The 19,417-nt window shown below is 68.6% G+C and carries 19 protein-coding genes and 1 tRNA gene; 10 read left to right on the top strand and 10 right to left on the bottom strand.

Going from position 1 to position 19,417, the window contains the following annotated elements; all coding sequences use genetic code 11:
* Positions 1 to 57 precede the first annotated feature (57 nt).
* The 5 genes from P2T65_RS07565 to rpmH form a co-directional block, all read right to left on the bottom strand.
* Positions 58 to 423, bottom strand: a complete 366-nt coding sequence (locus tag P2T65_RS07565; protein WP_055459599.1) for a DUF423 domain-containing protein — start codon at positions 421 to 423, stop codon at positions 58 to 60.
* A 39-nt stretch (positions 424 to 462) separates the two neighbouring features.
* Entirely contained in the window at positions 463 to 1,137 is a 675-nt protein-coding gene (gene yihA, locus P2T65_RS07560; RefSeq protein ID WP_055459598.1) for a ribosome biogenesis GTP-binding protein YihA/YsxC, read from the bottom strand.
* A 201-nt stretch (positions 1,138 to 1,338) separates the two neighbouring features.
* On the bottom strand, positions 1,339 to 3,168 hold the full coding sequence (gene yidC / locus P2T65_RS07555) for a membrane protein insertase YidC (RefSeq protein WP_276199519.1): 1,830 nt from the start codon (positions 3,166 to 3,168) through the stop codon (positions 1,339 to 1,341).
* Positions 3,165 to 3,641 carry a ribonuclease P protein component gene (rnpA, locus tag P2T65_RS07550; protein ID WP_055459596.1) on the bottom strand — a complete coding sequence of 159 codons (477 nt, stop codon included), beginning with the start codon at positions 3,639 to 3,641 and terminating at the stop codon, positions 3,165 to 3,167. The genes yidC and rnpA overlap by 4 nt, the downstream gene beginning before the upstream one ends.
* A gap of 20 nt (positions 3,642 to 3,661) precedes the next feature.
* The gene (rpmH, locus tag P2T65_RS07545; protein ID WP_055459595.1) at positions 3,662 to 3,796 is read right to left on the bottom strand and encodes a 50S ribosomal protein L34; all 135 of its coding nucleotides are present in this window, start codon (positions 3,794 to 3,796) and stop codon (positions 3,662 to 3,664) included.
* 381 nt (positions 3,797 to 4,177) lie between these two features.
* Between rpmH and P2T65_RS07540 the strand changes: the two genes are divergently transcribed.
* From P2T65_RS07540 to P2T65_RS07515, 6 genes are all read left to right on the top strand, one after another.
* Entirely contained in the window at positions 4,178 to 5,023 is an 846-nt protein-coding gene (locus P2T65_RS07540; protein ID WP_063186560.1) for a TVP38/TMEM64 family protein, read from the top strand.
* Between the two features lie 31 nt (positions 5,024 to 5,054).
* The gene (locus P2T65_RS07535; RefSeq protein WP_276199518.1) at positions 5,055 to 6,491 is read left to right on the top strand and encodes an FAD-dependent oxidoreductase; all 1,437 of its coding nucleotides are present in this window, start codon (positions 5,055 to 5,057) and stop codon (positions 6,489 to 6,491) included.
* A 44-nt stretch (positions 6,492 to 6,535) separates the two neighbouring features.
* Complete coding sequence (locus P2T65_RS07530) at positions 6,536 to 7,996, top strand: HAMP domain-containing sensor histidine kinase (protein ID WP_082464819.1); 1,461 nt, start codon at positions 6,536 to 6,538, stop codon at positions 7,994 to 7,996.
* A gap of 203 nt (positions 7,997 to 8,199) precedes the next feature.
* Positions 8,200 to 8,276 (top strand) — tRNA-Arg (locus P2T65_RS07525).
* A gap of 181 nt (positions 8,277 to 8,457) precedes the next feature.
* Positions 8,458 to 8,964, top strand: coding sequence for a type II toxin-antitoxin system antitoxin SocA domain-containing protein (locus tag P2T65_RS07520; RefSeq protein ID WP_072249496.1), 507 nt, complete (start codon positions 8,458 to 8,460; stop codon positions 8,962 to 8,964).
* 11 nt (positions 8,965 to 8,975) lie between these two features.
* Positions 8,976 to 9,698 (top strand): hypothetical protein, encoded by a 723-nt coding sequence (locus P2T65_RS07515; RefSeq protein ID WP_072249495.1) that lies wholly within the window; start codon positions 8,976 to 8,978, stop codon positions 9,696 to 9,698.
* A gap of 46 nt (positions 9,699 to 9,744) precedes the next feature.
* On the opposite strand, the gene P2T65_RS07510 is transcribed toward P2T65_RS07515, so the two are convergent.
* The 4 genes from P2T65_RS07510 to P2T65_RS07495 all read right to left on the bottom strand — a co-directional run bounded on the left by P2T65_RS07510 (position 9,745) and on the right by P2T65_RS07495 (position 12,675).
* Positions 9,745 to 10,431 carry a GNAT family N-acetyltransferase gene (locus tag P2T65_RS07510; RefSeq protein WP_276199517.1) on the bottom strand — a complete coding sequence of 229 codons (687 nt, stop codon included), beginning with the start codon at positions 10,429 to 10,431 and terminating at the stop codon, positions 9,745 to 9,747.
* Positions 10,418 to 10,930, bottom strand: a complete 513-nt coding sequence (locus P2T65_RS07505; RefSeq protein ID WP_276199516.1) for a MarR family transcriptional regulator — start codon at positions 10,928 to 10,930, stop codon at positions 10,418 to 10,420. Before P2T65_RS07505 ends, P2T65_RS07510 begins: the two co-directional genes overlap by 14 nt.
* Positions 10,931 to 11,061: 131 nt before the next feature.
* Positions 11,062 to 11,535, bottom strand: coding sequence for a low molecular weight protein-tyrosine-phosphatase (locus P2T65_RS07500; protein ID WP_276199515.1), 474 nt, complete (start codon positions 11,533 to 11,535; stop codon positions 11,062 to 11,064).
* Between the two features lie 105 nt (positions 11,536 to 11,640).
* Positions 11,641 to 12,675: an aldo/keto reductase gene (locus P2T65_RS07495; RefSeq protein WP_276199514.1), complete on the bottom strand. Its 1,035-nt coding sequence runs from the start codon at positions 12,673 to 12,675 to the stop codon at positions 11,641 to 11,643.
* 133 nt (positions 12,676 to 12,808) lie between these two features.
* On the opposite strand from P2T65_RS07495, the gene P2T65_RS07490 reads away from it, so the two are divergent.
* The 3 genes from P2T65_RS07490 to glpK all read left to right on the top strand — a co-directional run bounded on the left by P2T65_RS07490 (position 12,809) and on the right by glpK (position 16,996).
* Positions 12,809 to 13,717, top strand: coding sequence for a LysR family transcriptional regulator (locus P2T65_RS07490; protein WP_276199513.1), 909 nt, complete (start codon positions 12,809 to 12,811; stop codon positions 13,715 to 13,717).
* Between the two features lie 88 nt (positions 13,718 to 13,805).
* Entirely contained in the window at positions 13,806 to 15,377 is a 1,572-nt protein-coding gene (gene glpD, locus P2T65_RS07485; RefSeq protein WP_055459587.1) for a glycerol-3-phosphate dehydrogenase, read from the top strand.
* Between the two features lie 119 nt (positions 15,378 to 15,496).
* Positions 15,497 to 16,996 carry a glycerol kinase GlpK gene (gene glpK / locus P2T65_RS07480; RefSeq protein WP_276199512.1) on the top strand — a complete coding sequence of 500 codons (1,500 nt, stop codon included), beginning with the start codon at positions 15,497 to 15,499 and terminating at the stop codon, positions 16,994 to 16,996.
* A 3-nt stretch (positions 16,997 to 16,999) separates the two neighbouring features.
* On the opposite strand, the gene P2T65_RS07475 is transcribed toward glpK, so the two are convergent.
* Entirely contained in the window at positions 17,000 to 18,205 is a 1,206-nt protein-coding gene (locus P2T65_RS07475; RefSeq protein WP_055459585.1) for a prolyl oligopeptidase family serine peptidase, read from the bottom strand.
* A gap of 105 nt (positions 18,206 to 18,310) precedes the next feature.
* Here P2T65_RS07475 and P2T65_RS07470 point away from each other — a divergent pair, with 105 nt between their 5' ends.
* Entirely contained in the window at positions 18,311 to 19,351 is a 1,041-nt protein-coding gene (locus P2T65_RS07470) for an NAD(P)/FAD-dependent oxidoreductase (protein ID WP_071923099.1), read from the top strand.
* The last annotated feature ends 66 nt before the right edge of the window (positions 19,352 to 19,417 follow it).

Here is a 19,417-nt window from a genome sequence, read left to right as displayed (position 1 = left end):
GGCGGGAGGCGGCTGTCGCCCCCGCTCCGACGCCTCATGGCAAACGGGAGCACGCCTTCACAGGCGGCTCGAGACGAGGCCCGACGTGCCGATCGCCGCCCAGCCGAGCATCACGAGGATGCCGCCGGCCGGGGCGGCCATCGGGAAAAGGCCGCTATCGACGAGAGCGCGCAGCGTCAGGTCACCGGTAAAAAGTAGGACGCCTGCGGCGAGCAGCCAGCCGCCGACGCGCATCAGCCCCCGGTGGGCCACCCAGGCGTTGAGCGCGGCCGGCAGGGCGACGAGCAGCACGGCATGGACGAGGAGGATGCTCGCCGCCGTCGCCAGCATGCCGGTGCCGGCGATATGCGCCGCGGCGGCCGCCGCGGCGACACCCCAGAAGCCGAAGAGCCCGCCGACGAAGACAAAGAACCGGTCGCTCATGCCGCCCCCTTTTTGATCCCTCGCCGCCTTTACGGCACCCTAAAGCGCGCCGCGTTCGTCCATCAGCCGCGCCACCGCCTCGCGCAATTCGGTCATGCCCTCACCGGTGCGGCTCGACGTTGGCAGGACGACCGGGAAAGCCGCCGCGCGCTTGGCGAGCGCGGCCGCCGTCGCCGCAAGCCGTTTATCGAGCTCGGCACGCGACAGGGCGTCGGCCTTGGTGAGCACGATCTGGTAGGAGACGGCCGCCTTGTCGAGCAGATCGAGGACGCCAGCGTCGATCGGTTTGATGCCGTGGCGCGCGTCGATGAGCACATAGACGCGGGCGAGATTGGCGCGCCCGCGCAGATAGGCGTGAATGAGGTCGGTCCAGGCGGCGACCTTCTCCTTGCCGACGGCCGCATAGCCGTAGCCCGGCATGTCGACGAGCGTCAGCCGGCGCGGGGCCCCGTCCTCCGGGCCGATGCGGAAGAAGTTGAGCTCCTGCGTGCGGCCGGGCGTGTTCGAGGTGCGCGCCAGCGCCTTGCGGCCGGTCAGCGCGTTGACGAGACTCGACTTGCCGACGTTGGAGCGGCCGGCGAAGGCGATCTCGAGCCCCTCCATGGGCGGCAGGCCGCCGAGGGAGGCGGTCGCCCAGATGAAACCGGCCTCGCCCGCAAACAGCTTGCGGCCGATCTCGGCATGGTCGGTGGCGTCGTCGGTTGCCTCGTTCATCGTCCGAGGCTTAGGCCGTCAGCGCGCCCGCCGCAAGGCATCGACGTCGTTGCCGCGGATGAGAGCGAGGTTGCGTGTGATTTTTGCCGCGTCCCCGTCCCGTCAGCTGACGGTGGTCCCCCGCTCCGTCGCCGCTGCAACAAAGGACTGCGCCCGGCCAAAGCCGGGCGCGTTTCCGCAAATGAAGCCGACTCGTCCCGGTCAGGCCTTGGCGCGCCGCGAGAAGGTGTTGCGCAGGTTGCCCCACAGCTCGATCTTGACGCCGTTCTTGCGCATGATGAAGCCCTGCTGCAGCACCGAGAGCAGATTGTTCCACGACCAGTAGATGACGAGCCCGGCCGGGAACGACGCCAGCATGAAGGTGAAGATCACCGGCATCCAGGCGAACATCGTCTTCTGGATGGGGTCCGTCGGCTCCGGGTTCATCTTCATCTGCACGAACATCGTCAGGCCCATGATGATCGGCCAGATGCCCAGCATCAGGAAGTGGCCGATGACCGGCACCTGCGAGGGGTCCCACGGGATGAGGCCAAAGAGGTTGAAGACCGTCGTCGGATCCGGCGCGGCAAGGTCCCGGATCCAGCCGAAGAACGGTGCGTGGCGCATCTCGATGGTGACGAAGAGCACCTTGTAGAGCGCGAAGAAGACCGGGATCTGGATGAGGATGGGCCAGCAGCCGGCGAGCGGATTGATCTTCTCCTTCTTGTAGAGCTCCATCAGCGCCTGCTGCTGCTTCATCTTGTCGTCGGCATAGCGGTCGCGGATCGCCATCATCTCCGGCTGCACCGCCTTCATCTTCGCCATCGACACGTAGGAGCGGTTGGCGAGCGGGAAGAAGATGGCCTTGATGATGACGGTGACGAGGAGGATCGCCACGCCGAAATTGCCGAACAGCTTGAAGAAGAAGTCGATCACCCTGAACAGGGGCTTGGTGATGAAGTAGAACCAGCCCCAGTCGATGAGCAGGTCGAAGCGCTTGATGCCGAGCGCCTGCTCATAATGGTCGATGGCCGCGACTTCCTTGGCGCCGGCGAAGAGGCGGGTCGTCACCTCGGTCGTGGCGCCCGGCGCGACCGTCTGCGGGCCGCCCAGCATGTCCGACTGGAAGCGTGGCCCACGCGCCCCCGGCGAGACCGAGAAGCGCCCGTCATAGGGCTGGTCCTGGTTGGGGACGACGGCCGCCGCCCAATACTTGTCCGTGATGCCGATGAAGCCGCCCGTCACGCCCTTGTAGACCTGGCCGCGCGTGTCGCCGGCAAGGACGGGATCCTTCTCGAGGCCGGAGTAGGAAACCTCCTTCAGGCCCTCGTCGCCAAGGACGCCGATGAGCCCCTCGTGCAAGATGTAGAAGCCTTGTGTCGTCGGCACGCCGTGGCGCGACACGAGACCGAAGGGATGGAGCGTGACGGGCTGCCCGCTTGTATTCTCGACACGATCCGTGACCGTGAACATCGCATTGTCGTCGACGGCGATCTGGCGCCGGAAGATCAGGCCCTCGCCGTTGTCGAAGGTGAGCGTGACAGGCTCGGACGGCGTCAGACGCTCCCGGTCCGCGCTCCAGATGGTGTTGGCGTCGGGCACCTTCACGGCCGTGCCCGCACCGGTCACCCAGCCAAACTCGGCGTAATAGGGATGGGGGCTGCCGGCCGGCGACAGCAGAACGATGTTGGGGCTGCGCGGATCTACCGTCTCGCGATAGGCCTTGAGCGAGATGTCGTCGATGCGGGCGCCGCGCAGAGACAGCGAGCCGGCGATCTTCGGCGTGTCGATAGCGACGCGGGGTGCCTGGGCCAGCGCCGCCTCGCGCGTCATGACCGCCGCAGGCGCCGCCCCCGCCGTCGGCGCGGCGGTGCCCCCGGCCCCGGAGGGTGCGGGCGCCGCAGAGCCGGCCTCGCCCTGCTGCAGGCTCTGCTGCTGCGCCTCGCGGCGCTGCTGCTCCATCTGCGGCACGCCGTAGAAATAATTCCAGCCGATCAGGACGATGACGGACAGGACGATGGCGAAGAGCAGGTTCTTGTTATCGCCGGTCATGGACGATCCGTTTCAGTTCCGGGAAAAGGTGCCGCGGCCAACGCCGACTGCGCCCGGGCACGCTTCGCGCCGAACGTTGTGGATGTGGTCTTTTCTGTCAGGGTCGCAAGGGCCCGGTCGAGATCCTCGACAAGGGCCGGAAAGGGAGCCGTCAAGGCGTCGCGCCGGGCCACCACCACGAAATCGATGTCGGCCTGCGGCCAGCGCGGAGCGAGTGCGCCGAGCGCGGCCCGCAGGCGCCGCCGGATGCGATTGCGCTCGACGGCACCTCCGGTCTTCTTCGTGACCGTGAGACCGAAACGCGGACCCGCGGGAATGATGCCTCCGCGGGGCTGCGCGCCGCGCAGCAAGGCCTGGACGCTCATGCGGCTCGTGTGAAACCGTCGGCCGCCCGCCGCCGCCTTGAACTCGGCGCGCTTGCGCAGGCGGGGCAGGCGCCCGCGCCGCCGTCCGGCTGCCGGAGCGCCCTGCATGGCATCGCCGCGGGGCGGCCTCAGGCCGACAGACGCTTGCGGCCGCGCGCGCGACGCGCCGCGATCACCTTGCGCCCGCCCTTCGTCGCCATCCGCGCGCGGAAGCCGTGGCGACGCTTGCGCACGAGCTTGCTCGGTTGGTAGGTCCTCTTCACGGCCTCATCTCCGATCGTGGACGCCGTCGATCCGGTGGGACCGCCCGGCGCCGCGTGCCGTCACGCGGCACATCTGCTGCTTGTTCTTTGTCGTTGGCTGCCGCAAGGCGACGAGGGACGTCGCAGAACGACAAGCGGCGCCCCGACGAGCGCCGCCCAACCTGCGCGGCTTATGGCGGATGGAGGCGGGAAAGTCAATGCACGGGCACGTCGCATTGGCCGGCCCGACGGAGGTCGTCGGCGAGACATCACGAGGCGGTGACGCGTCCCATGCCGGGCTGGCCGGCCCTGCCATCTTCCGGCAAGTTGCTCCGGGGGCTGACCCGTGGTTCGCCGCGGGCCCGGCAAGGACAAGAGAAGCAGGCAGGCAAGGAACCGGCAATGAGGGCTGACGGGGATCGGGGCACGAAGCGCGGCCCCCGGGCGCGGCATCCCGCGCGGCGGTTCCTGCCGCTCGCGATCATCCTCGCCGGCACGGCGCTCGCGCTCGCGTTCGGCCTGCACCGGCACCTGTCCTTCGACCAGTTGCTCGCCCGGCGCGTCGAGCTCAAGCACTATGTCGACGGAAACCTGGCCGCCGCGCTCGTGGCCTACGTCCTCGGCTATGCACTCGTCGTGGCCCTTTCGCTGCCCGGCGGGCTTGTGCTCACCATCTTCGGCGGCTTCCTGTTCGGCTGGCTGATCGGCGGGCTCGCCGCCCTCGTCGCGGCGACGAGCGGCGCGCTCGTCATCTTCCTCGTGGCGCGCACCTCGCTCGGCGACGTACTGGCGGCAAAAGCCGGGCCCTTCTTGCAGCGGCTTGCCGCCGGCTTCCGCCGCGACGCCGTGGCCTACATGCTCTTCCTGCGGCTCGTGCCGGTCTTTCCGTTCTGGCTGGTCAATATCGCCCCCGCCCTTTTCGGCGTGCCCTTCGCCACCTATGCGCTGACGACCATCGTCGGCATCGTACCCGGCACCTTCGCCTTCGCCTTCGCCGGCGCGGGGCTCGATGGCGCGGTCGCGGCCCAGCAGGAGGCCTACGAGGCCTGCCTCGCGGCGGCGCGCGAGGCGTGCACGCTGACGCTGAACAAGAAGACGCTGATCAACAAGCACATCTTCATCGCCTTCGGCGCGCTCGGCTTCATCGCCCTCCTGCCGCCGCTGATGCGCCGGCTGTTCGCGCGCCGCCTCCAAGGGCTCGACAAAGGACTCGACAAGGGGCTCGACGACAACGGCCCGGTCCCGTAACCCTCGTTCCGAAGCAACCTGGGAGTGTGCCGTGGCGGAAACCTTGCGTCCGGACCTGTGCATCGTCGGCGCCGGCTCAGCCGGCCTGTCGGTCGCGGCGGCGGCCGCCGCCTTCGGCGTGCCGGTGGTGCTCATCGAGCGCGGGGAGATGGGCGGCGACTGCCTCAACGTCGGCTGCGTGCCGTCGAAGGCCCTGATCGCCGCGGCAAGGCGCGCCCACGACATCCGGCAGGCGGGCGCGTTCGGCCTTGGCACGCTCGACCCGCAGGTCAATTACGCCCGCGTGCGCGAGCATGTGCACTCGGTCATCGGCGCCATCGCGCCGAACGATTCGGCGGCGCGTTTCACCGCCCTCGGCGTGCGCGTGGTGCGCGCCAGCGCCCGGTTCGTGGCCCGCGACACGCTGGAAGCGGGCAACGTCATCGTGAAGCCGCGCCGCTTCGTCCTCGCCACCGGCTCGCGTCCGGCCGTGCCGGCCATCGCCGGCCTCGACAGCGTGCCCTTCCTCACCAACGAGACGGCCTTCGACCTGACGCGGCGGCCCGAGCATCTCGTCATCGTCGGCGGCGGCACCATCGGCCTCGAGCTGGCGCAGGCGCACCGGCGCCTCGGCGCGCCGGTCACCGTGATCGAGGCCGGACGCGCCCTCGGCCGGGAGGATCCCGAGCTTGCCGCCCATGTCCTCGCCGCCTTGCGCCGCGACGGCGTCGCCATCCGCGAGAACGCCACCGTCAGCGAGGTCGCGGGCGAGGATGGCGATATCCGCCTCGTCGTCGAGAACCGGGGCACCCGCACGGAGCTGAAAGCGAGCCACCTCCTCGTCGCCACCGGCCGGCGCCCCGCGACCGATGGGCTCGAGCTCGAGGCGGCCGGCATCGCCCATGACGAACGCGGCATCGCCGTGGACCAGCACCTTCGCACCAGCAACCGGCGCGTCTACGCCATCGGGGATTGCGCCAGGCCGGACGGCGGCGGCCGGCAGTTCACCCATGTCGCCAATTACCACGCGGGGCTCGTGATCCGCAGCGCCCTCTTCCGCCTCAGGCCGCGCGTCGACATGCGGGCGATGCCGCGCGTCACCTTCACTGATCCGGAACTCGCCGTGGTCGGCATGACGGAGGAGGAGGCGCGGGCGGACGGCGGACGCATCACCGTGCTGCGCTGGCCGGTGGCCGAGAACGACCGGGCCCAGGCGGAGCGGCGGACAGAGGGCGAGATCAAGGTGATCCTCGGCCGCGGCGGGCGCATCCTCGGCTGCGGCATCGCCGCGCCTGGTGCGGGCGAGCTCATCACCCCCTGGACGCTCGCCATGACCCGCAATCTCCGGATCAGGGACCTCGCCGGGCTCACCGTGCCCTACCCCACCCTCTCCGAAATCTCGCGGCGCGTCGCCATGTCATATTATACGCCGAGTGCCGCCAAGCCGATGGTGAGGCGGCTCATCGGCTTCCTGCGGCGCTTCGGCTGAACGGCGCGCGAGCGGACGAGGCAGAGCGACGAAGACGGAGCGTCATGGACGCAAGGCCCGACGAGAGCATCGACAGCGAGCGCACACCGACGGGTGACCCGCGCGGGTCCGTCCGTTTCGGCCTGTCGGCGCGCCTGCTCGTGCTCACCGGCCTCTTCGTCATGCTGGCGGAAGTGCTGATCTATGTGCCCTCGGTCGCCAACTTCCGCCGCAACTGGCTGAACGACCGGCTCGCCGCCGCGCAGGTCGCGGGTGTGGTGCTGGAAGCCGTGCCACCCGGCGGCGTTCCCTCCGGCTTCGAGGAGAAGCTGCTCGCCGGCGTCGGCGCCCGGGCCGTGGCGGTGCGCGTCGGCGGTGCGCGGCGCCTGCTCGCCACCGCCGAGATGCCGCCCGAGGTCGCCCGCGTCATCGACCTGCGCGACACCCACTGGGCGACGCTGATCGCCGATGCCTTCGAGACGCTCGTCTTTCCGGCCCAGGGACCGGTGCGCGTCATCGGGGCCGGCAAGGGCGGGGCGGATTTCGTCGAGATCGTGATGGACGAGCGGCCGCTCAGGGTGGCAATGCTCACCTTCTCGCGCAACATCCTCATCCTGTCGCTCGCCATCTCCGGCATCACGGCCTTCCTCGTCTATCTCGCGCTCCACCTCATCATCGTGCGCCCGGTGCGCCGGCTCGCGGCCAATGTCACCGCCTTTGAGCACAACCCGGAGGATGCGGAGCGGGTCATCCGCCCCTCGGAGCGGCGCGACGAGATCGGCGAGGTCGAGCGCGCGCTCGCCCTGATGCAGGAGACGCTGTCGCGCGAGCTCCTGCAGAAGAAGCACCTCGCCAACCTCGGCCTCGCCGTGAGCAAGGTGAACCACGACCTGCGCAACCTGCTCGCCTCGGCCCAGCTCCTCTCCGACCGGCTGAGCCAGTTGTCGGACCCGACGGTGCGGCGCGTCGCGCCCAAGCTCATCGCGACGCTGGGGCGCGCCATCGCCTTCTGCGAGGCGACGCTCGCCTACGGCCGCGCGGCCGAGCCGCAGCCGCGCCGGCGCGTCGTCAGGCTGGCGCCGCTGGTGCGCGACCTCGCCGATTTCCTCGACCTCGCAGGCAACGGCATCACCTTCGTCGTCGACATGGACGAGGACATCACCGTCGACGCCGACCCGGACCAGCTCTCGCGCATCCTCATCAACCTCGGCCGCAACGCGGTGCAGGCCCTGGCGCAGGCGGGCGCCGGCCCCTCCGTGCCGACCCTCACCATCGCCGCCCGGCGCGACGGCCGCTCCACCGTGATCCGCGTCGCCGACAACGGCCCCGGCGTGCCGGCAAAGGCGCGCGAGCACCTGTTCGAGGCCTTCCAGGGCACGAGCCGGCGCGGCGGCGTCGGCCTCGGCCTCGCCATCACGGCCGAGCTCGTCGCCCTGCACGGCGGCCACATCGTGCTGGAGGAGGAGGGCCCCGGCGCCGCCTTCCGCATCCACCTGCCGGACCGCACGAACGGCAACGGCGCCTGAGCGGGGGGCCTGCAGGCCGCGCGGCCGCGTGCCGGACCCGCCACGTCGAGTTTCGTCCAGCTCAGCCGCGCCTTCGAACGGCCGGCCGGCCGACCGGTGGACAACGCAGAGGATTATCGCACGGCAGGGCTTGCCAAGCCGCCCGCGAGGCTTTAATTGAACGGCCTCGTCGCCGGACACTTCGCGTGAAGCCGGCACTGGTTGCGCCCGTAGCTCAGCTGGATAGAGCACCAGACTACGAATCTGGGGGTCAGAGGTTCGAATCCTTTCGGGCGCGCCATTTCTTGCTTGCGGATGTTCGCTTTCGAGAATTTAGTTATCGGCAGCGGGCTTGGGAGAAGCCGAGCCGCTGTTTACGTTATGCGAGCTGCCTTCCAGCTATTACGATTCCCTTGGATCCGCTGACCGCAACGGATTGCTCGTTGGCTCGATTGACGATAAGAACAGATGGGGAACGAGTCATGATTGACGGCTACGATGGACGCGCCATAGCGAACTTCACGCTCGACTTCTGTGAAGGGAACAGTCGACCGGTGACTAATCTCGCTCTTCAGAAGATCGTATATTTTTGCCACGTGTGGTCGCTTATTGAACTTGACCGCCCCCTAGTGCGACATGGGTTCGAAGCTTGGGAATATGGCCCTGTCCTCCCCTACCTCTATCACGAGTTTAAATCCTACGATCACCTGCCAATTGTCGGGCGCGCCACACGAATTGATCCGGCTGATGGCCAACGCCGCATTGTGCGGTATAATTTCGACATTCAGACCGAGTCGTTGCTAAGCGAGGTCGTTGGATTCTACTCTAGGCTGCCAGCAGGTGAACTAGTGACATTAAGTCACGCGAAAGGAGGTCCGTGGCATGCAGCTTGGAATCATGGGGGAATTGTGAATCCAGGCATGAAGATTGATAATTTCAAGATACAAGAGTTTTACTCGAAGGTGAGGTGTCCTTTCTCCGTTCAATAGGCAGGTGCTGCATGGCAGATTTGCGCATACCTTCGGTCCAACATCTTGCACGAAACTGGCGCGGCGATCCCAACGTTATAGCCAGAGCACTTGTTCAGCTGGCGCGCAATCCGCCTCAGTTCAATTACAAGCCGCTCTATTTAGCCACTCGAGACATGCTTCTGCTGAATGCTCCTTATGACGAGGTATTTCGAGGCATTCAGAAGCTACCGCGCGAAAGTGTTCGACAGAACCTTCTTGAAGTTCTTCCACTAATTCGCGATCATTTTTCCAATGTTTCCCCCCGCTTCTATCAAAGTGTTGATAGACGTTATTATCCGGTTGGACGCGGGTTGATGATACCCTTCGATCCACCAATGATTTACGGTGTAGGAGGTCAACTTTATTTCCCTTGGTTCAGCTTTTGGCGGCAGAACCCCCTTGCAGGTGAGCGACTTTCGCTCTTTGTAACACTTGTCGACGAAATCCTGATGCAGGATCCTGACCTTGAGGACGCGCGATTTGAAATTCTAGATTTCAGCTGCCCGGGACCAAAACAACCACGAGAGCTTCACGTTATCGACGCTAGAGATATCCCTCGCGTCGATATGCGCCGCAAGATCGAAATGCTGGAGTGTTTCGCTGAAGGCTACTTCAGAGCGCTTGAGAAATTGGCAGAGCCGTCACCACGATCATCGCCGGACTATCGCCCCGACAACCCGCCCGACCCCGATCAGCCCGGACTTTTTGATTGACGGCAGACGCATCGCGAGCCGCCTCACACACCGACAGCGCGCCGCGTCAATCATCCACGCGCTCAATCACCGCGACCTGCATCGTCGTGCGCAAGGTGAAGCCGATCGATGCGTAGAGGCGGATGGCGGCCGTGTTGCTGGCGAAGGCGTGCAGGTAGGGCCGGTCTCCACTTTCCGCGATCCGTCCCGCCACGTAGCGCGACAGCAGGCGGGCGAGGCCGCGGCCCCTCGCTTCGGGATGGGTGCAGACGCCGCTGAGTTCGACGTGACCCGGCTGGGCCATGCGCTCGCCGGCCATGGCGACCAGCCGGCCGTTCTCGCGCACGCCCCAGAAGCGGCCGATGTCGAGCGCGCGCAGGGTGAAGGGGCCGGGCTCGGTGAGCGCGGCGAGCGCCAGCATGTCCTCGGCATCCGCCGGCGTGAGCCGCGCAATCCTGTCGTCCTCGAAGGGCGCGTGGCCGCCGTCGGCCAGCATCTGGACGCCTTCGGCGCGCCTGATCGCGCGAAGGCTCGCGGGCAGGCGGATCTCGCCGGCCTGCAGGAGGACTGCCGTGTCGCCCGGCTCCAGCAGGGTCCCGAGCGCTTCGAGGCTTTCCGGGCTGTCGTCGGCGCTTGCCGCGAACGGCACGATCGAAGGGCGATACCGCCGCGCCTTCGCATCTCCGTCGGCGAAGGCCCGGTGCCGCGAGGTCAGCGAAGCCCAGGCCGGGCGATCGAGCTCATGCGAGGTCATCCTGTCGCTCCTCCACGGCACGCGCCGTCAGCGGCTTTCGCGCGAGCCCGTCCTCGATGCTGCCGATATGCGCCAGAAGCTCGTCGCCGAATCCCGCGCAAAGATCGGCCACCGCCTTCTCGACGCGGAGCCAGACGCCCTCCCGCGCCGCAGCCACGAAGGCCACCCCGTGCGGCGAGAGGGAGACGAGCCGCCGGCGGCCGTCTTCCGCCGCGGTGGTGACCGCGACGAGGCCGATCCCGGCGAGCTGCCCGACAGCCCGGGTGATCCCCGGCTGCGCGACGCCGAGCAGCGCCGCGAGCTCGCCCACGGTCAGCGCGCTGTGCTTCGACAGCGCCGCCAGGAGCGGATGCTGGCCCGCGGCCACCGGCGGCGCCAGCTCGCTTAGGATCGGCTGCACCTCCGCCTGGAGCCGCTCGCCGAGCCGCTTCAACCGGCTGCCGAGCGTCATCAGGCCAAGAGAGCGTAGCGTGTCTTCGGAGGAGTTTTTATTTAACATGTTATATATCATGTTATATAAATAGCGGCATGTCAAGGTGGAGACCCGCGCGGCCGGGCATCATCTTGCGATCCGTGGCGCGAACGGACCGCTGACGAGTCCGTCCCCCGGCACGGCCGTTTCCGCCCGCCTCACAAAACTCCCGACAGCCGCGCCACGAGCCCCCGCGCGCCCGCCGTTACATCCGCCCAGGTCGTGTCGAAGCCGGCCGCTTCGCCGTAATAGGGATCAGCCACCGCCTCGCCGGCGCGGCCGGGAACGTGGTCGAGCAGCAGGCTCACTTCGGCGCCTGCGCCTGCCGGGCGCAACGCGAGGAGCCGGGCGAGATTGTCGTGGTCGAGCGCCACGACATGGGTGAAATGCAAAAAGTCCTCGCGCACCACCTGCCGGGCGCGATAGCCGCTGATGTCGATGCCGTTGCGGGCGGCCACGGCCTGCGCCCGCCTGTCGGGCGCCTTGCCGACGTGCCAGTGCTCCGTGCCGGCCGAATCGACGAGGAGGTCGAGCCCCGCCCGCGACGCCTCGGCCCGCATGGCCGCCTCCGCCAGCGGCGAGCGGCAGATGTTGCCAAGGCAGACGAAGAGCACGGCGGGTCTATCGGGCATCGAAGCTTTCCAAGGCGGCGACGGCCGGGAGGGGGCCGCCGCCCGTCCTTTACCACAATCGCCGGCCGCATCGCTCCTGCACAGCGGCGCGGGGCGGAACGGCCCTCACACCATCGGCGGGTTGAGCCGCGCAAAACCCTCCTGCCGGTGATAGGGGAAATGCGGATAGGGCGGCGTCACGCGGCTCGCCGCGTCGAGCTTCGCCATCTGCTCGGCAGTGAGGTGCCAGCCCACGGCGCCGAGGTTGTCGCGCAGCTGCGCCTCGTTGCGCGCGCCGATGATGACGGAGGCCACCGTCGGGCGCGCGATGAGCCAGTTGAGGGCGATCTGCGGCACCGTGCGGCCGGTCTCGGCGGCGATCTCGTCGAGCGCGTCGACGACGCGGTAGAGCCGCTCCTCCGGCACCGGCGGGCCGAAATCAGCGGTTTCGTTGAGGCGGCTGCCGGCGGGCACGGGCGCGCCGCGGCGGATCTTGCCGGTCAGGCGGCCCCAGCCGAGCGGGCTCCAGACGAGGGCGCCGACGCCCTGGTCCTGCGCAAGCGGCATCAGGTCCCACTCGTAGTCGCGGCCGACGAGCGAGTAATAGACCTGGTGCGCCACGTAGCGCGGCCAGCCGTGCCGCTCGGCGGCGGCGAGGGACTTCGTGAGCTGCCAGCCGGCGAAGTTGGAGACGCCGACATAGCGGACCTTGCCGGCGCGCACGAGCGCGTCCAGCGTCGCCAGCACTTCCTCCACGGGCGTGCCGGCGTCGAAGGCGTGCAGCTGCAGGAGGTCGATGTAATCCGTGCCGAGGCGGCGCAGCGCATCCTCGGTCGCCTTCACGAGCCGGGCGCGCGAGGAGCCGGCGTCGTTCGGCCCCTCGCCCATGGGCAGCGCCGTCTTGGTGGAGATCAGCACCTTGTCGCGCCGGCCGCGGATCGCCTCGCCCAGCACTTCCTCCGAGGCGCCATCGGAATAGACATCGGCCGTGTCGAACAGGTTGAGCCCGGCCTCGAGGCAGATGTCGAGGAGACGGCGCGCCTCGTCGGCATCCGTGTTGCCCCAGGCGCCGAAGAGCGGCCCCTTGCCCGCAAAGGTCCCCGCGCCGAAGGACAGGACCGGCACCTTCAGCCCCGATGCTCCCAACCGCCTGAATTCCATCGTCCATCTCCTGTTCGTCCGACCATCCGGCCGCTCGCGGTGAGAGATGGAACCGGCCGGCGGCGTGAACTAGCATGGTGGAAGGCACAGGATCTGTGACTTCAGTTCACATCGAACGGGATAGAACGGCGTCATGAGTCGTCTCGACATCAACCGCTCCGGCGAGATGGAGGTCTTCGCGCGCGTCGTCGAGCTCGGCAGCTTCTCGGCCGCGGCGCGCCGCATCGGCATGACGCCCTCGGCGGTCAGCAAGCTCGTGGCGCGGCTCGAAGGTCGGCTCGGCGCGCGGCTCGTGCACCGCTCCACGCGCCAGCTGCGGCTCACGCCCGAGGGCGAGGCGTTCTACGGCCGCTGCCGCGCCGTCCTCGCCGCGATCGCGGAAGCCGAGCGCGAGGTGGCGGCGGGCGCCGTGCCGCGCGGGCGGGTGCGCGTCAACAGCAACGTGCCCTTCGGGCTGCACTGGCTGATGCCGCTTGTGCCCGGCTTCCTCACGCTCTATCCCGAGATCACCCTCGACATCGTCGCGACCGACATGGTCATCGACCTCATCGACGAGCGCGCCGACGTCGCCATCCGCGTCGGGCCCATGCGCGCCTCGCCCCTCATCGCCCGCAAGCTCGGCGAGAGCCGCATGGCCGTCGTCGCCTCGCCGGACTATCTCGCCCGCCACGGCGCGCCGGCGACGCTCGAGGAGCTCGAAAGGCACAACCGCATCGCCTTCAACTTCACCCGCCTCGTCGCCCGCTGGCCTTTTCGCGACGCTTCAGGCGCGACCGTCACCGTGCCGCCCGTGGGCAATGTCCTCGTCGGCGACGGCGAGAGCGCGCGCCGGCTCGCGCTCGCCGGGGCGGGCCTTGCCCGTCTGTCGCATTTCCACATCGGGCCGGACCTCGCCGCCGGCCGGCTCGTCGAGGTGCTGGCCGACATGAATCCCGGCGATACCGAAACGATCCATGCCGTCTTCATCGGCCAGGGCGCACAACTGCCAGCCCGGGTGCGCGTGTTCCTCGATTATCTCGCGGACCACGCGCGGGTCGGCTGAGCGTTCCCGTCGCGATATCTTTCGTTTTCGCTTTCGTTGTGGCCGAATTGTTTTCGATAGGCATTTCGTTTATGCTGCCGCAGGTTGAATGAGCGCGGCTGGTGGCCGCGCGATCGGGGCAAGCGAGCGGAGCCAAGGCGTGCAAGAGAAGGTCTTCGACCTCGCCATCATCGGAGGGGGCGTCAACGGCTGCGGCATCGCACGCGATGCGGCCGGGCGGGGGCTTTCGACCATCCTCTTCGAGCAGAACGACCTTGCCAGCGCCACCTCCTCCGCTTCCACCAAGCTCATCCACGGCGGCCTGCGCTATCTCGAATATTACGAGTTTCGCCTGGTGCGCGAGGCGCTGATGGAGCGCGAGGTGCTGTGGAAGCTCGCGCCCCACATCATCCGGCCGCTGCGCTTCGTGCTGCCGCACCATGCCGGGCTGCGCCCCGCCTGGATGCTGCGCCTCGGCCTCTTCCTCTACGACCATATCGGCGGCCGCAAGCTGCTGCCGGCGACGCGCCGCCTCGACCTGCGCCACGATCCGGCCGGCCGGCCGCTCAAGGGCGGCTATGCCACCGCCTTCGAATATTCCGACTGCTGGGTGGAGGACGCGCGCCTCGTCGTGCTCAATGCCCGCGACGCGGCCGAGCGCGGCGCCGCCATCCACCCGCGCACGCGCGTCATCGGCGCCGAGCGGCGCACCGACCATTGGCTCGTCACCGCCGAGCGGCGCAGCGACGGCGCCCGGATGACGGTGAAGGCCCGCATGCTGGTCAATGCCGCCGGCCCCTGGGTGGCCGACGTGCTGGCCGGCATCGTGCGCGAGAAGGCCCCGGCGGGCGTACGCCTCGTGCAGGGCAGCCACATCGTCCTGCCGAAGCTCTTCGATCACGACCGCTGCTACATTTTTCAGAACAGCGACGGCCGCATCGTCTTCGCCATCCCTTACGAGCACGACTTCACGCTCATCGGTACGACGGATCGCGACTATCGCGGCGACCCCGCCGCCGTCAGGGCGAGCGAGGAGGAGATCGGCTATCTCTGTGCCGCCGCGAGCGAATATTTCGCCAAACCCGTGCGGCGCGAGGACGTGGTGTGGACCTATTCGGGCGTGCGACCGCTCTACGACGACGGCGCCTCCAAGGCTCAGGAGGCGACGCGCGACTACGTACTCAAGCGCGAGGGCGAGGGAAACGAACCCTTCCTCCTCTCCGTCTTCGGCGGCAAGATCACCACCTACCGCCGGCTCGCCGAGGCCGTGCTCGACAAGCTTGCGCCGCAACTGCCCGAGGCGGCGCGGGCCAAGGCCGGGTGGACGGCGGGTGCGCCGCTGCCGGGCGGAGATTTCCCGCATGACGGCTACGACGCGCTGACCCGCCGCATCGCGGGCGAGCATCCCTATCTCGGCGGTGGCATCGCGGCGCGCCTTGCTCGAGCTTACGGCACGCGGGCCTTCGCCATCCTCGAGGGGGCCCGCGCCATGGCAGACCTCGGCCGCCAGTTCGGCGCCGGTCTCAGCGAGCGCGAGGTGGACTATCTCATGCGCGAGGAATGGGCGATGACAGCCGAGGACGTCCTGTGGCGCCGCTCCAAGCTCGGTCTGCGCCTGACCCGGGAGGAGGCGGCCGCGCTCGACGATTTCATGGCCGCGCGGCTCAGGCAAGCGGCCTGAGCGGCTGCAGCCCGCTCCGATCAGGATCGGAGCGGTTCTGGTGCGGGCGATGCGCATCCGCTAGCGTCGGCCACAACAGGAAGCCGAACCGCAAGAAGCCGAACCGGAGGGAACATTCCTTGGCCACCTACGTTCTCGCCATCGACCAGGGCACCACCTCCTCGCGAGCCATCCTCTTCCGGCCCGACACCTCCATCGCGGCCGTGGCGCAACGCGAGTTCCCGCAGCATTTCCCGGCCTCGGGCTGGGTGGAGCACGAGCCGGAGGACCTGTGGGAGACGACGCTCGCGACCTGCCGCGAGGCGCTCGACAAGGCCGGCGCCGCGGCGCGCGATGTCGCCGCCATCGGCATCACCAACCAGCGCGAGACGACGGTGGTCTGGGACCGGGCGAGCGGCCGGGCCATCCACCGCGCCATCGTCTGGCAGGACCGGCGCACGGCGCCGCTCTGCGCCCGGCTGAAGGACGAGGGGCACGAGTCGCTGTTCACGGCGCGCACCGGCCTCATCCTCGATCCCTATTTCTCCGGCTCCAAGATCGCCTGGATCCTCGACAACGTACCCGGCGCGCGCGCGCGGGCGGAGCGCGGCGAGCTCGCCTTCGGCACTGTCGACAGCTTCCTCCTGTGGCGCCTCACCGGCGGAAAGGTCCATGCGACTGATGCGACCAACGCAGCACGCACGCTCCTCTTCGACATCCACAAGGGGGAGTGGGACGAAGATCTCATGCGCCTCCTCGGCGTGCCCCGCTCCATGCTGCCAGAAGTGCGGGACTGTTCGGGCAGGTTCGGCGAGAGCGATGCCGCGCTCTTCGGCGCGCCGGTCAGCATCTGCGGCATCGCCGGCGACCAGCAGGCGGCAACCGTCGGTCAGGCCTGTTTCACGCCCGGCATGGTGAAATCGACCTACGGCACGGGATGCTTCGCGCTCGTCAACACGGGTGATGCCCCGGTCGCTTCCAGAACCAAGCTGCTCACCACCATCGCCTATCAGCTCGACGGCCGGCGCACCTATGCGCTCGAGGGCTCCATCTTCGTCGCCGGGGCGGCGGTGCAATGGCTGCGCGACGGGCTCGGCATCATCACCGACGCCGCCGCGACCGGACAGCTCGCCGAGGATGCCGACCCGACGCAGCAGGTCTATCTCGTGCCTGCCTTCGTCGGCCTCGGCGCGCCCTACTGGAACCCGGACGTGCGCGGCGCCCTCTTTGGCCTGACGCGCGGCACCGGCCCAGCCGAACTCGCCCGCGCGGCGCTGGAGAGCGTCTGCTACCAGACCGCCGATCTCCTCGCCGCCATGCGCGCTGACTGGCCGCAGGCGGACGGCGCCGAGACGGTGCTCCGGGTCGACGGCGGCATGGTGGCGTCGGACTGGACTATGCAGCGCCTCGCCGACCTGCTCGCCGCTCCTGTCGATCGGCCGGTGGTGAAGGAGACGACGGCGCTCGGCGCCGCCTATCTCGCCGGCCTCGCCGCCGGCGTCTTCCCCGCCCCGGCACAGTTCGCGGACTTGTGGCGGGTGGAGCGGCGCTTTGCGCCCGCCATGAGCGAACCGCTGCGCAAAGCCAAGCTCGCCGGCTGGCGCGAAGCGGTGACGCGGCTCGTCATGCCGGTGGGTTAGGCCCTACAGTACCTCCTCCAGCCAGTCGTAGACGACGGCGAGGCCGAGCGGCAGGTTGCCGACTTGGCAATGCATGTCCGCCCCCTCGGCGCGGGTGAAGACGTAGCGCGTCACGCGGCCGCCGGCCCGCGAAGCGAAGACGTCGAGCTGGCGCAGCGCCTCCTCGCCCTCCCCTTCGCCGACGACGGCGAGCGTCGGGCAGGCAATGCGCTCGAGCCCCTCCTCAGCACGGAAGTCGGCGAGGCGCTTCAGCCAGGCATGCGTGCCGTCGACTCCGTAGCGGCGGCAGGCGGATTTGAAGGAGAGCTTCATCGTCACCGGCATCATCTCGTCCGGGATCTCGTCCACATAGGCGAGCGGCAGGTCCTCCATCTCCTCCGCACCGGGCGGCATGAAGCCGAGGAGATAGGCCTTGAGATCGACGATGGGCGAGTTGAGGACGAGGGCCTTGAGCCGGGGATCGTGGATGGCGGCGCGCGTCGCGAAATAGCCGCCGAAGCTCACGCCATAGAGCCCGAGCCTGTCGCCGTTGATATCCGGCCGCGCCAGCGCCGCGTCGATGACGGCGGCGAGCGGCGCCTCGTAGTCCGGCCGGAAGACGAGGTCCGGGTAGCGGCGCATGGCCGAGACCTGCCCCGGCCCCTGGGCGAGCAGCACGTTGAAGCCGCGCTCCAGGCCGGCACGGGCCGCCGAAAAGAACATTTCCTCGTTTGTGCCGTCGAAGCCAGTGATGGCGACGAGCGTGCGCCCGTCGACGGCACCGCCCGCCGGCGCACAGAAATAGCCGGGCAGCAGCACGTCGCCGAAAGGGATGTCGATGGCGATGACGTTGTCGGCGAAGAGGGGCATCGCCGCGGCGAAGCAGCGCTGGCTGGCGAGCCCGTACTGCAGCGCCTCGCCGACGAAAGGGTCGCAGAAATATTCGGCCGACCGGTAGTACATCGAGGCCCGGCCATAATGCTCGCGCGCGCTGACGCGGTGGCCACGGCCGAGCGCGACATCGGCCATGCGCTCGATGCCGGCGGCGAGATCGGCGAAACGGCGCGGCCATTCGCGCGGCGTTTCGTCGAGCCCGGCCCGGGCGGCGAAGATCTCCCCCGGCGCGCCGCCGCCATAGCTGGCGGCGCCCAGCATGCGCATCAGCTGGAAATCGAGTTCGGGATTGGCAAATCCCGTAATGCGCGTCGCCGTGCGTTCGATGGCCACCATGCGTCTCTCCCGATACGTGTTGATCCCCGCCCCCGCGAGGGGGCATTAGTGGCAAAACTGGCTGATTGCGCGAAGCCGCGCGTGGAGCGGAGGCATCTTACGTCCATGAGCGACCGTATAGAAACCGATGTCGTCATCGTCGGCGCCGGGCCCGTCGGGCTCTTCGCCGTCTTCGAGCTCGGCCTCCTCGACATCCGGGCCCATGTCATCGACATCCTGCCGAAGGTCGGCGGCCAGTGCGCGGAACTCTACCCGGAGAAGCCGATCTACGACATTCCCGGCTTCCCCATGGTCACCGGCCAGGGGCTCGTCGACAATCTCATGGCGCAGATCGAGCCCTTCCACCCGACCTTCCATCTCTCGGAGATGGTGGAGACGGTCGAGAGCCTCGGCACAGCCGAGGCGCCGCTCTTCCGCCTCAGGACCGACGCGGGCACCGAATTCGTCACGAAGGCCATCATCATCGCGGCCGGGGGCGGCTCGTTCCAGCCCAAGAAGCCGCCGATCCCCGGCATCGAGGGCTTCGAGGGCTCCAGCGTGTTCTATGCCGTGCGGCAGATGGAGCCCTTCCGCCACAAGCGCATCCTCATCGTCGGCGGCGGCGATTCGGCCCTCGACTGGACGGTGAACCTCGCACCGCTGGCGAAGCGCCTGACGCTGCTGCACCGGCGCGACGCCTTCCGCGCGGCGCCCGATACCGTCAACAAGATGCGCGCCCTCGTCGCCGCGGGAGCGATGGACTTCCACCTCGGCCAGGTGGTCAAGCTCGAGGGCAAGGCACCGGTGCTGGAGGGGGCCGTGGTGCGCCGCGACGACGGGTCGACCTTCACCATCGCCTGCGACGTGCTGCTGCCCTTCTTCGGACTCACCATGAAGCTCGGCCCCATCGCCGATTGGGGCCTCAACCTCCACGAGAACCTCGTCCCGGTCGATACCGAGAAGTTCGAGACGAGCGTGCCCGGCATCTTCGCCATCGGCGACATCAACAGCTATCCGGGCAAGCTGAAGCTCATCCTCTCCGGCTTCCACGAGGGGGCGCTCGCCGCCCAGCGCGTGTTCCACTACGTCTATCCGGACAAGCGCCTGGTCTTCCAGTACACGACCTCCTCCACCAGCCTGCAGAAGAAGCTCGGGGTCCACGCCTGAGGCCGCCCTGCGTCGCGGACATGCCAACCCGGCTCGCCCGCGGCTTGACGCTGGCCGCCCCCGCGT

Source organism: Chelatococcus sp. XZ-Ab1, from assembly GCF_029309855.1.
Lineage (GTDB): Bacteria > Pseudomonadota > Alphaproteobacteria > Rhizobiales > Beijerinckiaceae > Chelatococcus_A > Chelatococcus_A sambhunathii.
This window is presented reverse-complemented; position numbering and strand designations above follow the sequence as displayed.

Coding starts and splice junctions, on each gene's coding strand:
- P2T65_RS07565 (WP_055459599.1), bottom strand. CDS start 423: ATGAGCGACCGGTTCTTTGTCTTCGTCGGCGGGCTCTTCGGCTTCTGG.
- yihA (WP_055459598.1), bottom strand. CDS start 1,137: ATGAACGAGGCAACCGACGACGCCACCGACCATGCCGAGATCGGCCGC.
- yidC (WP_276199519.1), bottom strand. CDS start 3,168: ATGACCGGCGATAACAAGAACCTGCTCTTCGCCATCGTCCTGTCCGTC.
- rnpA (WP_055459596.1), bottom strand. CDS start 3,641: ATGCAGGGCGCTCCGGCAGCCGGACGGCGGCGCGGGCGCCTGCCCCGC.
- P2T65_RS07540 (WP_063186560.1), top strand. CDS start 4,178: ATGAGGGCTGACGGGGATCGGGGCACGAAGCGCGGCCCCCGGGCGCGG.
- P2T65_RS07530 (WP_082464819.1), top strand. CDS start 6,536: ATGGACGCAAGGCCCGACGAGAGCATCGACAGCGAGCGCACACCGACG.
- P2T65_RS07520 (WP_072249496.1), top strand. CDS start 8,458: ATGATTGACGGCTACGATGGACGCGCCATAGCGAACTTCACGCTCGAC.
- P2T65_RS07515 (WP_072249495.1), top strand. CDS start 8,976: ATGGCAGATTTGCGCATACCTTCGGTCCAACATCTTGCACGAAACTGG.
- P2T65_RS07510 (WP_276199517.1), bottom strand. CDS start 10,431: ATGACCTCGCATGAGCTCGATCGCCCGGCCTGGGCTTCGCTGACCTCG.
- P2T65_RS07505 (WP_276199516.1), bottom strand. CDS start 10,930: ATGTTAAATAAAAACTCCTCCGAAGACACGCTACGCTCTCTTGGCCTG.
- P2T65_RS07500 (WP_276199515.1), bottom strand. CDS start 11,535: ATGCCCGATAGACCCGCCGTGCTCTTCGTCTGCCTTGGCAACATCTGC.
- P2T65_RS07495 (WP_276199514.1), bottom strand. CDS start 12,675: ATGGAATTCAGGCGGTTGGGAGCATCGGGGCTGAAGGTGCCGGTCCTG.
- P2T65_RS07490 (WP_276199513.1), top strand. CDS start 12,809: ATGAGTCGTCTCGACATCAACCGCTCCGGCGAGATGGAGGTCTTCGCG.
- glpD (WP_055459587.1), top strand. CDS start 13,806: ATGAGCGCGGCTGGTGGCCGCGCGATCGGGGCAAGCGAGCGGAGCCAA.
- P2T65_RS07475 (WP_055459585.1), bottom strand. CDS start 18,205: ATGGTGGCCATCGAACGCACGGCGACGCGCATTACGGGATTTGCCAAT.
- P2T65_RS07470 (WP_071923099.1), top strand. CDS start 18,311: ATGAGCGACCGTATAGAAACCGATGTCGTCATCGTCGGCGCCGGGCCC.